The organism is Streptomyces sp. NPDC054841 (assembly GCF_053611045.1).
This window is the reverse complement of sequence record NZ_JBSGZO010000308.1, coordinates 1-10,538: the sequence shown is the minus strand read 5'-3', so window position 1 is coordinate 10,538 and position 10,538 is coordinate 1. Positions and strand designations below refer to the sequence as shown.

The following is a 10,538-nucleotide window of genomic DNA, read 5'->3' as shown; positions in this document are numbered from 1 at the left end:
GCGTAGATCCGTGCGGCGGGCGTGGGCGTCCGCGTACGTTCGCCGCATGGACGTCATCGAGGTGCTTCCCCAGCTGCACATGTTCCGTTTCCCGATCGGCCAGGCCTACTTGTGGCGTGAAGGCGCGGAACTCACCCTGGTCGATGCCGGGAACGTCCATGCCGCCGCCGAGATCGAGGACGCGGTGCGCGGGCTCGGCGCCGACCCCGCGGGCATCCGCCGGATCGTGCTCACCCACTGCCACCGCGACCATGTCGGCGCGGCGCAGGAGCTGGCGGACCGGTACGGGGCCGAGGTGCTGGCGCACCGGCTGGACGCCCCGGTGATCCGCGGCGAGGCGCCGGTCCCCGACCCGGTCCTGCTCGACTGGGAGATCCCGCTGTACGAGCACGGGCTCACGGTGCCGGAGGCGCCGCCGACCCGGGTGGACCGTGACCTGGAGGACGGCGAGGAGCTCGGGTTCGGCGGCGGGGCCCGGGTGGTGCATGTCCCGGGCCACACCGACGGCTCGATCGCGGTCCATCTCCCGCGCCACGGCGTGCTGTTCACCGGGGACGCGGTCGCGGGCGTGGGTCAGGTGATGCTGGGTGTCTTCAACGTGGACCGGAAGCAGGCCGTGGAGTCGATGCACCGGCTGGCCGCGCTGGCGCCGTCCACGCTCTGTTTCGGGCACGGCGACCCGGTCACGGTCGACGCGGCGGCGGTGCTGAGCGCGGCAGCCGGCGCCGCCTCATGAACGTCGTGAGCCCGCCCGCTCGTCCGGCCTGATCCGAACGACAGGCCCTGGCTCATCCCACGGGAACACCGGCCTCCAGGTTGAGCACCGTTCCGCGCTCCCGGGCCCGCAGGGCCCAGCGCAGCCGCTCGTAGCGGACCGGGGGCAGCATCCCCGCGGCCTCCTCCTCGGAGGCGAACCGCCACCCCCGCAGCTCCGAGCCGGGCAGCAGCACCCGGGCGGCCGCCTCGTCGCCGGTGAGCCGCCCACCGTCGAAGAGGAGCCGCAGCCCGCCGTAGCCCGGTGGCCGCGGCGGCTCCCAGTCGACGACCAGCAGCCGTGGTACGGCGTCGAGACGGATCCCTATCTCCTCGGCGACCTCGCGCATGCCCGCGCGTGCCGGCGCCTCGCCGGACTCGACCACACCGCCGGGGAACTCCCAGCCGGGCTTGTAGGTGGGGTCGACGAGAAGTACCCGGTCCTGCTCGTCGAAGAGGAGCACCCCCGCGGCGAGGGTCTCGGAGGTCGGCTCGGGTGTCTGCACGATCTCGCAGACGGCGGCCGCCCCGGTGCCCACGGCTTCGGCCACGGCCTCCGCGGTCTCGCGCGGGCTGAGACACGACGTGTCGACGACATGGGCGTCGGTGGTGAGCCAGCCGAGGGCGGTGCGGTAGGGCTCGATGTGGTCGTACGCCCATTGCCGTACGCGCTGTTCCGCATCCGGGATGTCCGGCTCCTCGCGTTCGGCGATCCGCGTCCGCAGGATCGTTTCCTCCGGGCGGAGCAACACATGCCGTACCGGTATGCGCCGGGCGGCGAGCCCGCCGAAGATCTCGTCGCGGTACTCCTGCCTGAGCAGGGTCATCGGCACCACCAGGACTCCGCCGACCTCGGCGAGCAGCGCGGCCGCGGTGTCCACGACGAGCCGGCGCCAGATCGGCAGGTCCTGGTAGTCGGTCACTTCATCGAGGCGCTTCTGCGGCAGCAGGCTCCGCATCACATCGCCGGTCAGTTCAGGGTCGTACAAAGTGCTGTTCGGGATCAGATCGATCAGTTCGCGAGCGGCGGTCGTCTTGCCCGCACTGAAAGCACCGTTGATCCAGACGATCACGGTTCCCCCTCCTCCGTAGCCCCCTGTGGACTGCCCGCAACACCCTGCCACGGAAACGTCTCAGCGGCTCGACCGGAGCGTCGGTCAATGCCGTAACACATTCGGACGGAGCCTCGTTGGAGATCACAGTGAGCAAGGGGGTGCGGTGATGCGCCGTACGGTGCTGGAGAAGTTTCCCGCAGGGGGACCGCGAGGCAGCTGGCCCGCCGAGGAGTTCGCCCGGGCACGACGGGACGAGGGCGTGCCGGCGGAGGTCGTGATGGACCTGGACTCGGACGCGTTCCTCGTGGTGATCCCGCAGCAGGCGACGGAATCCTTCTGACGACCCGTCACAGAGCCCAGTACGGACCCGAGGCTGCCCGGTGCAGGAGTCTGACCGATGAGCCGTCCGGCGTCGTGGCACGGACCTCGAAGCGCAGGTGGCGGCCCTTGGGGACATCGGCGGTGCACAGGAACTGATGGCCGCCCGGGCCCTTCTTGGTGGTCGCGAGGTACGGCGACGGGTTCTTCCCGGCGGTGTCGGTGAGGTAGAAGCGGCCCTCGATACGGGCGTCCTTGTGGGTGTTGTCGGCGAACAGCAGGTGCACCAGGGTCGAGTGGCGGCGCGGTCCCGAGTGCAGGACGGCGTCACTGAAGGCCAGGCCCACCCAGGCACCGGAGCCGAGGGAGACATCCACGGCGTTCGATTCGTTCAGCATCGACGGCATGTCGGGGTCCTCCTGGGGCGGGACGGGGGTCTGTCCGGTGGCGCGGGCGACGATTCCGGGGAAGACGACGTTCTTGAACTGACGGACGCGGGCGTCCCCCGGGCAGGCCGTGCCGGAGTCCGCCCAGTCGGCGTGCAGCCGGTGATAGCCGTAGCCGGGATCGGAGGCCGAACGGCAGACCCGCAGCGGTATGCCGTGCCGCTGATGCAGCCAGGCTCCGAGCGCGATCAGCTTCTCGACCTGCTTGGCCGTCCACGGGTCGGTGTGCTCCAGGTTGGAGGCGGTCTCGATACTGACCGCGCCGGTGCCGTCGGGACGGAGGTTCGCCTTGTAGTTGGCGTCGGCGCGGGTCTCGGTGCCGATGTACTGGCCGAGGTCGCCCTCGTAGCCGAGCCCGAAGTGCGACTCGAGATTGGTGCTGTCGCGCCAGTATTCGTAGATGCGCCGCGCGGTCCACGGGGCGGCGATGCTGTGCATGATGAACTGCGTGGGCCGGATGGCGGGTTGACCGTCCGACTCGGGCTGCAGCTCGTACTTGGTGGCGCCCGGATACCAGGCCATTCTTCCCCCTTCTGCCGTGCTCATGATCCTCATGCCGCCGAACCGCGCCGCGGAAACCCCGGATCCGGACGTTCCGTCAGCGTTTGCGGGATCCGGGCGTGAGCCCCGCGATGAAGTGGCGGTACACCAGCAGGAAGACCAGCAGCGCCGGCAGCGCGACGATCAGGGCACCTCGCCCCGAGCCGCCGCCCCGCGCGGGTGCTGTACCGCGGCGGGGCGGGTCCGAGTTGCGCCCCAGCCGGCAAGCCCGGATGGGGCGGCCACACGGCAGTGCGCGCCACTGACAACGGCGGGCAAGGTCAGAGCTTGTACATCCCGCGGTACGGGCTGACGATGCGGATCTCGCGCGAGCCGAAGTCGATGAGCAGAGCCTCACCCGCGAACTCCACGGCGATGACTCTTCCAAGTCCGTACTGGTCGTGAGAGACGCGGTCTCCGAGTGCGAAATGCTTGGGCACGGGGTCGGCGGGGGCTTTGAAGGGGCTTGTGGGCAGGTGGCGCCGGGGCGCGGATCGGTTCGTCATTGTGGAGCCAGTATGCGCGGCAGGGCGCCAACCTCATAGACTCGAACATAAGCTCGAATCCCCCGCGACACACATCGCATCCTTCGCGACCGGCTGGACACTGTTCACACCGCCGAGGAATGCGCCGCCATGCTCGATGACGGCGACCCGACCGAACGGGTTGCCCATGAACCCGTTCAAGGCGGCCACGGGGATGGACAGGCGGGCCGGGAGGCAGAGGCATCGCTCGCCTCCCGAGCCTTCGGTCGCCTACTGCAGTTTCCACTGCCCGGCCTGGTCGGCGCGTCGGCGAAGGTGGTGCCGAAGCGCTGCCCGTCCGCGTCGGCCCGCTCCCGCCTCGGCGACCGTCAGCCTTTGCTGGATCCGAGTGTGAGCCCCGCGATGAAGTGGCGCTGCAGCAGCAGGAAGACCAGCAGCGTCGGCAGCGCGACGATCACCGAGCCCGCCGCCAGCAGGTTGTAGTCCGTGAAGAACTGGCCGCGGAGGTTGTTCAGCGCCGAGGTGATGGGGAGTTTGTCACCGTCGGAGATGAAGACGAGCGCCCAGAGGAAGTCGTTGTACATCCAGGTGAACTGGAGCGTGCCGAGGGCGGCGAGGGCGGGGCGGCACAGGGGCAGGGTGATCCGCCAGTACTGGGTCCAGACTCCGGCTCCGTCGACGATCGCCGCCTCCAGCATCTCCTGCGGCAGTGTGCGCATGAAGTTCGCGAGGACGAAGACGCAGAAGCCGACCTGGAAGCCGATCTGGACGGCGATGACGGCCCAGTAGGAGTCGAACATCGTCATCGAGTCCGACATCCAGTAGGGCAGCGGGATGTGGTTGAACAGGACGTACAGCGGGGTGACGATGACCTGCTGCGGGAGCAGGTTGCCGGCGGTGAAGAGCATCAGCAGCAGGATCGAGCCCCGCAGCTTCAGCCGGGCGACGGCGAAGGCGACGAACGACGCGAGAAAGAGCGCCAGCAGGACGCCCGGCACGGCGATGATCAGGGTGTTGACGAAGTACTTCGTCATGCCCGCGTCGCTGAAGGCCTGCTGGTAGTAGTCGAAGGACAGCTTCCGCGGCAGCGAGAAGTATCCGTGCTCGGACGTCTCGTCGTACGGCCTGAGCGACGCGTACACCGCGAGGGCCAGCGGTGCGAGGAAGGCCAGCGAGACCGTCATCAGGAAGGCGTGCAGTCCGAGCCGGCCGGGGGTGAGGCGGCGCCGGCGCCCTGGGGACGCCTCGGCGGGTGCGGTGGCCGGCGCGGGGGCGGCGGCGGTCGTGGTGTCGGTGTGCGGCGGGTGCAGCGTAATCAACGGATTCTCTCCCCTCGGATCTCCTGGACGAGATACGTCACGACGAATCCCAGGGAGACGGTCAGCAGCACCACGGCGATCGCCGAGCCGAAGCCGATCCGGCTGGCCTCGCCGATGATGTTGTCGGTGACGAGCACCGACAGCAGTTCCAGGCCATTGCGACCCTTGTTGACGGCGTAGACGATGTCGAAGGCGCGCAGTGCCTCGATGACCGTGATGACGCCGACGATGACATTGACGGGCCGCAGGGTCGGGAAGACGACCCTGAAGAAGGTCTGCGCCTCGCCCGCACCGTCGATGGCCGCGGCCTCCTTCAGGGACGGATCGACGGCCTTGAGACCGGCCAGGTAGAGAATCATGACGTAGCCGGTGTGCCGCCACGCCGCGGCCAGCAGGATCATCCAGATGTTGAGGTCGGGGTCGCCGAGCCAGTCGGTGGGGTTGTCGGTGTTCCCGAGGACCGCGTTCAGCGCGCCCTGGTCGCGGGAGAAGACCAGTTGGGCGATGAACCCGACGACGGCCAGCGACAGGACGACGGGCATGTACAGCGTCGACTGGTAGAAGCGGCTGAAGCGGACGCCCCGGTCGATGAGGACGGCCAGCAGCAGTCCGAAGGGTGTGGCGATGAGGCCCAGGAAGGCCAGCCACAGCAGGTTGTGCCGTACGGCCGGCCAGAACTGCGGATAGCCGGTGAACAGATTCGCATAGTTCTCCGTGCCGACCCACTCGATGTCACCGATGCCGTCCCAGCTGGTGAACGAGAGAACGACGGAGGCCAGCGTCGGCCCCCAGATGACGAGGATGTCGAGCAGGAGGGGTATTCCCAGCAGCACGCCGAGGACGACGAGGTCGCGGGGGGTGAACCTCCGCGGGCCTCGCCGTCCGGTGCGCCGCGCGGTGTTGAGCGCCACGGATCGGATCTCCCAGTGTTGGCGTCGGGTCGGAGCGGTCAGTCGGAGGCGAAGATGGTCTTCTTCTGCCGTTCGATGTCGTTGACGAGTCCGTCCACGTCGTTCGGGTTGCTGATGAACGTCTGGATGGCCGGGATCATCACGGTGGAGGAGAAGTCCGGCCGGGTGTCACGGTCCAGGAACTGGGAGATCTGCTTGGCGTTCGAGACGAGCTCGACGGCCTTCTTCTGCAGCGGGGTGTACTTGGAGATGTCCGCCTCGCTGCTGACGGCGATGTTGTTCGGGTCGTACTGGAGATAGGCGTCCTCGGCCTTGCCGGTGCCGAGCCACTTCAGCAGGTCCTTGGCGCTTTCGAGATTCTTCTCGTTCTTCAGGTTCTTCGACTTCTTGGCGAGCAGAAAGCCGTCGATCGGGGCTTCGACCGCGTCCTGTCCGTGCTCCGGGTTGATGACCGGGAACGGGAAGAAGTCGAGGTCCGCCTGGTCGCTTTCCGGGAACTGCTGGCCGGGGTGCGGGAGTCCGAGGACCACCATGCCGGCCTCGCGCTTCTGGAGGCTGGTGGCGGCTTCCTGCCAGGTCCGGCCGTTCGCGCCCTGCTGGCAATACGGGAGAATTCTGCGCCAGGTGTCGAAGACCTCCTTGACCTGCTTGCTGTTCCAGGCTTCCTTTCCGGCCATCAGGTTCTTGTGGAACTCGTAGCCGTTCGTACGCATGTTGATGTAGTCGAAGGTGCCCATGGCGGGCCAGCCGTCCTTGTCGCAGAAGGCGATCGGGACGATCTTGTCCTTCTGCATCTGCTTGGCCAGCGCGATGTACTCGTCGAGCGTCTTCGGGGCCTGGTAGCCGCGCTCCTGGAAAAGGCTCTTCCGGTGAAAGACGGCCCACGGATAGTAGTAGTACGGCGTGAGGTACTGCTTGCCGTCCTCTCCCGTCGACTGGTCCTTGAGCGCCGGCGTGAAGCCCTTGTAGTCCGCCCAGACATCGGATATGTCGTGCAGCAGGCCCTTCTTGGCGAAGAACTGCATGCGATAGCCCGCGAACCACATGAGAACGTCGTCCGGCTTGCCCTGCAGATAGCGGTTGATGTTCTCCTGGAACGTGTTGTGGTCGACGGTGTTGACCTTGACCTTGCGGCCTTCCTTCGACTGCTTCTCGTAGGCCTCGAACGCCTCGGCGAACGCCTTCCGCGGCACCGGGTCCGACGCGTTGGACCCCATGGTGACGGTCTTGCCGTCGCCGCCGGGTCCACCGCCACAGGCGGTGAGCAGCGACGGCAGCGTGACCGCGCCCGCACCCAGAGCCGCTCCACGCAGCACACTCCGACGGGACATCCGATGTCCAGCCACCACACCTCCTGGCGCGTGTGAACCGTTGAACGATGACTGCGTCATGTCCCCTCCTTCGGGGTGCAACCAAACACAAACCAACAAGAGGATTGAATCACACCCCCCAGAAGGGGTGCCGTCAAGGGTTTTGACGCAAGAACGGACAACCGTTACCGCATCTCTTCCAACAGACTCCAACAAGCCCTACCGTAAACGCGCGCCATCCGACACGTGCACGACGTCACCCGCCCCTGCGTGAGTACGGCGGAACGTAACGATGCGTCACCTTCCCAACCGCACAAAACGGCCAAGAGTGGTCGGAGCGGTGACCGCTGCCCTGCCCTGTACGGCGGGGCTCGCCCCCGTGGCAGTCGCAGGAACACCTGCCGCGGCCACCGCGGCCGCCACACCCGTCGCACCCGTCGCACCCGTCGCCTCCAGGGTTGACGGCGGACTCGCCCTCACCCCACCGATGGGCTTCAACAACTGAAACTCGGGGTCTTCGCCAAGGGCCTCGGCGTGCATGCCGCGAGCACGGTCGAGTACTACACGGGAGGCCGGTGCGGCGCGGTGACGGCGCAGGTGGGCCTGGACGACGAAAGGGCACCCGCGGGACGGTCGCTTTCGAGATCTGGGCCGACGGCACCAAGGCGGCCTCGACAGGGGTACTGACCAACGCGATGCCCGCGCAGCCGTTCGCGGCGGATGTCACCGGGGCGAAGGTGGTGCGCCTGGTGGTCACCGACGGCGGGGACGGCATCGACTCCGACCACGCGGCCTGGGCGGACCTGAGGCTGACCTGCTGAGGCGCGGGGAGCTGGGGCGAGCCCCCGACGGGCCCCCTCGGAGCCTCGCAGGCACATAAGGCGCAAAGGGCCGGGGCGGAGTCCCAGTGGGGGTCGGGGCAAAGCCCCGGCGGAGGTCCGGAGAAGGTCCGCTGAAGTTCCGCCGGGGGCCGGGGAGAAGGACCGGCGGAGCCTACGAGGTGGTCTGGAGAGGCGAAGCCCCCGGTCCGGGAAGGGGGCGGGGCGAGGTGGGAAAGGGCCTGCCGCAGGCGCCCTGATCCGCAGGCCCCTCCCCGGGCGTTCAGCCGTTGAGGCTCGCCGCTGTCTCGCCGCGCAGGCCGGGGGAGGCGGCGGCGGCCGCGCCCAGCAGGCCCGCGTCCGTGCCGGTGCGGGCCGGGGCGACGACCAGTCCCTGGACGAAGGAGAGCGTGGCGTAGTCGCGCAGGGCGCGGCGCAGAGGTGCGAAGAGCACCTCGCCGGCGCCCGCGACTCCCCCGCCGATGACGACGATACGGATCTCCACGAGCGTGGCGGTCGCGGCGATACCGGCCGCCAGTGCCTGGGCGGCCCGCTCGAAGGAGGCGAGCGCCACCGGGTCACCGGCCGCCGCGGCGGCGGCCACGGCGGCGGCCGAGGTGTCGCCGTCCGGACCGGGCCGCCAGCCGCCCTCGATCGCCCGGCGCGCGATGTTGGGGCCGCTGGCGATCCGCTCCACACAGCCGCGCGCGCCGCACGGGCAGAGGTCGCCGTCGAGGTCCACGCTGATGTGACCGATGTGGCCGGCGTTCCCGGTCGGACCGGGGTACAGCTTGCCGCCGAGGACGAGCCCACCGCCGACGCCCGTGGAGACGACCATGCACAGGGCGTTGTCGTACCCCCGCGCGGCGCCCTGCCAGTGCTCGGCCGCGGTCATCGCGACGCCGTCTCCGACCAGCTCGACGGGGAGCCCGCCGGTGGCCACCCGTACCCGGTCCACCAGGGGAAATCCGCGCCATCCCGGGACATTGACCGGGCTGACCGTACCGGCGGACGCGTCCACCGGCCCCGCGCTGCCGATCCCGACAGCCGTGACGTGCAGCCACAGCGGCGACGAGGCCAGCTCACCGAGCACCGCTGCGACGGCACGCATGACCGTCTCGCCGTCCTCGCGCGCCGGGGTCGGCCGCTGGGCCCGTACGAGAATCCTGCCGTTGCCGTCCACCAACGCGCCGGCGATCTTGGTGCCGCCGATGTCGAGCGCGGCGACGAGGTCGTTATGCATCGGTGTGCGATCTCCCGGGGACTGGGGGTCCCCCCACACTCCCAGGGCGCAGGGGGAGGACCGGCGGCTTCGGTGACCAGTCTCCATTCCCCTGACAACGTTGTCCAGGGCCTATGCTCGACGCCACAGCCTTGCACAGCACAGCAAGTGCCCACAGGACCATGCAATGTGCCCTCAACGGGCCACCCGACGACGACAGGACAGCGCACCGTGGCCGAGTTCGCCCGCCGCCCCGAGAACCGCTACGGCATCCGGCCCACCATGAAGGATGTGGCCTCGCGCGCCGGAGTCGGCCTCAAGACGGTCTCCCGGGTGGTCAACGGCGAGCCGGGCGTCACCCCCGACACCGAGCGCCGCGTGCAGGAGGCCATCGAGGCACTGGGCTTTCGCCGCAACGACAGCGCGCGGGTGCTGCGCAAGGGCCGCACGGCCTCGATCGGGCTGGTCCTGGAGGATCTCGCGGACCCCTTCTACGGCCCGCTGAGCCGCGCCGTGGAGGAGGTCGCCCGTGCGCACGGCGCGCTGCTCATCAACGGATCCAGCGCTGAGGACCCGGACCGCGAGCAGGAGTTGGTGCTCGCGCTCTGCGCCCGCCGGGTGGACGGGCTGATCGTCATTCCGGCCGGACGCGACCACCGCTATCTGGAGCCGGAGATCAGGGCGGGCATCTCGACCGTGTTCGTGGACCGGCCCGCGGGGCGGATCGACGCGGACGTGGTGCTGTCGGACAGCTTCGGCGGCGCCCGCGACGGCGTCGCGCATCTGATCGCGCACGGCCACCGGCGGATCGGGTTCATCGGCGACCAGCCGAGAATCCACACCGCGACGGAGCGGCTGCGCGGCTACCGGGCGGCCATGGAGGATGCCGGGCTGCCGGTGGACGAACGCTGGGTGTCCCTCGGCTCGACCGACCCGGAGCGGGTCACTGCGGCCGCGGAGGCGATGCTCTCCGGCCCCGGCCCGGTCACCGCGGTGTTCGCGGGCAACAACCGGGTGACCGTGACGGCGGTGCGGTTCCTGGCCGGTCGCGAGACACCGGTCGCGCTGGTCGGCTTCGACGACATCGAGCTCGCCGATCTGCTCGGCATCACCGTCATCGCCCAGGACGCGGCCGCGCTCGGCCGGACGGCGGCCGAGCGGCTGTTCCGCCGGCTCGACGGGGTGGCCGAGGCGCCGGCCCGGGTCGAGCTGACGACCACGCTGATAGCGCGGGGCTCGGGCGAGGTGCCGCCGCCTGCGGACCGGGGCTAAGGGCTGTCCCGTAATCCCCGGTGGATCAGCGCGCGGCGTCAGATGCGGTGCATCGCAAGGCGGAGGGTCGTCCTCATACTGGGCGTATT

Annotated in this window: 11 protein-coding genes and 1 pseudogene; 5 read left to right on the top strand and 7 right to left on the bottom strand. The window is 69.4% G+C overall.

All coding sequences use genetic code 11. The features are described 5' to 3' along the window. The first annotated feature begins 46 nt into the window (after window positions 1–46). Window positions 47–736, top strand: a complete 690-nt coding sequence (locus tag ACWGI8_RS30710) for an MBL fold metallo-hydrolase (protein ID WP_453665842.1) — start codon at window positions 47–49, stop codon at window positions 734–736. A 52-nt stretch (window positions 737–788) separates the two neighbouring features. Here the strand turns inward: ACWGI8_RS30710 and ACWGI8_RS30705 are convergent, their stop codons facing one another. Continuing rightward, on the bottom strand, window positions 789–1,826 hold the full coding sequence (locus tag ACWGI8_RS30705; protein ID WP_453665835.1) for an NUDIX domain-containing protein: 1,038 nt from the start codon (window positions 1,824–1,826) through the stop codon (window positions 789–791). Between the two features lie 148 nt (window positions 1,827–1,974). Here ACWGI8_RS30705 and ACWGI8_RS30700 point away from each other — a divergent pair, with 148 nt between their 5' ends. After that, window positions 1,975–2,148, top strand: a complete 174-nt coding sequence (locus ACWGI8_RS30700) for a hypothetical protein (RefSeq protein ID WP_453665834.1) — start codon at window positions 1,975–1,977, stop codon at window positions 2,146–2,148. A 7-nt stretch (window positions 2,149–2,155) separates the two neighbouring features. On the opposite strand, the gene ACWGI8_RS30695 is transcribed toward ACWGI8_RS30700, so the two are convergent. The 5 genes from ACWGI8_RS30695 to ACWGI8_RS30675 form a co-directional block, all read right to left on the bottom strand. Then, the gene (locus ACWGI8_RS30695) at window positions 2,156–3,094 is read right to left on the bottom strand and encodes a peptidoglycan recognition protein family protein (RefSeq protein ID WP_453665832.1); all 939 of its coding nucleotides are present in this window, start codon (window positions 3,092–3,094) and stop codon (window positions 2,156–2,158) included. A 299-nt stretch (window positions 3,095–3,393) separates the two neighbouring features. Beyond that, entirely contained in the window at window positions 3,394–3,618 is a 225-nt protein-coding gene (locus tag ACWGI8_RS30690) for a hypothetical protein (protein WP_453665830.1), read from the bottom strand. Between the two features lie 347 nt (window positions 3,619–3,965). Then, complete coding sequence (locus ACWGI8_RS30685; protein ID WP_453665840.1) at window positions 3,966–4,907, bottom strand: carbohydrate ABC transporter permease; 942 nt, start codon at window positions 4,905–4,907, stop codon at window positions 3,966–3,968. Between the two features lie 5 nt (window positions 4,908–4,912). Continuing rightward, a complete protein-coding gene (locus ACWGI8_RS30680; protein WP_453665829.1) occupies window positions 4,913–5,827 on the bottom strand; it encodes a carbohydrate ABC transporter permease in 915 nt (304 codons plus the stop codon). A gap of 38 nt (window positions 5,828–5,865) precedes the next feature. Beyond that, complete coding sequence (locus tag ACWGI8_RS30675) at window positions 5,866–7,158, bottom strand: ABC transporter substrate-binding protein (protein ID WP_453665838.1); 1,293 nt, start codon at window positions 7,156–7,158, stop codon at window positions 5,866–5,868. Window positions 7,159–7,477: 319 nt separating this feature from the next. On the opposite strand from ACWGI8_RS30675, the gene ACWGI8_RS30670 reads away from it, so the two are divergent. Beyond that, on the top strand, window positions 7,478–7,642 hold the full coding sequence (locus ACWGI8_RS30670) for a hypothetical protein (RefSeq protein ID WP_453665828.1): 165 nt from the start codon (window positions 7,478–7,480) through the stop codon (window positions 7,640–7,642). 8 nt (window positions 7,643–7,650) lie between these two features. Then, window positions 7,651–7,958: pseudogene (locus tag ACWGI8_RS30665) on the top strand (NPCBM/NEW2 domain-containing protein); the annotation flags it as partial. A gap of 280 nt (window positions 7,959–8,238) precedes the next feature. Here the strand turns inward: ACWGI8_RS30665 and ACWGI8_RS30660 are convergent. Beyond that, the gene (locus tag ACWGI8_RS30660; RefSeq protein ID WP_453665826.1) at window positions 8,239–9,198 is read right to left on the bottom strand and encodes an ROK family protein; all 960 of its coding nucleotides are present in this window, start codon (window positions 9,196–9,198) and stop codon (window positions 8,239–8,241) included. 261 nt (window positions 9,199–9,459) lie between these two features. On the opposite strand from ACWGI8_RS30660, the gene ACWGI8_RS30655 reads away from it, so the two are divergent. After that, window positions 9,460–10,449 carry a LacI family DNA-binding transcriptional regulator gene (locus ACWGI8_RS30655; RefSeq protein WP_453665836.1) on the top strand — a complete coding sequence of 330 codons (990 nt, stop codon included), beginning with the start codon at window positions 9,460–9,462 and terminating at the stop codon, window positions 10,447–10,449. The last annotated feature ends 89 nt before the right edge of the window (window positions 10,450–10,538 follow it).

Coding starts and splice junctions, on each gene's coding strand:
- ACWGI8_RS30660 (WP_453665826.1), bottom strand. CDS start 9,198: ATGCATAACGACCTCGTCGCCGCGCTCGACATCGGCGGCACCAAGATC.
- ACWGI8_RS30690 (WP_453665830.1), bottom strand. CDS start 3,618: ATGACGAACCGATCCGCGCCCCGGCGCCACCTGCCCACAAGCCCCTTC.
- ACWGI8_RS30695 (WP_453665832.1), bottom strand. CDS start 3,094: ATGGCCTGGTATCCGGGCGCCACCAAGTACGAGCTGCAGCCCGAGTCG.
- ACWGI8_RS30700 (WP_453665834.1), top strand. CDS start 1,975: ATGCGCCGTACGGTGCTGGAGAAGTTTCCCGCAGGGGGACCGCGAGGC.
- ACWGI8_RS30710 (WP_453665842.1), top strand. CDS start 47: ATGGACGTCATCGAGGTGCTTCCCCAGCTGCACATGTTCCGTTTCCCG.
- ACWGI8_RS30655 (WP_453665836.1), top strand. CDS start 9,460: ATGAAGGATGTGGCCTCGCGCGCCGGAGTCGGCCTCAAGACGGTCTCC.
- ACWGI8_RS30675 (WP_453665838.1), bottom strand. CDS start 7,158: ATGTCCCGTCGGAGTGTGCTGCGTGGAGCGGCTCTGGGTGCGGGCGCG.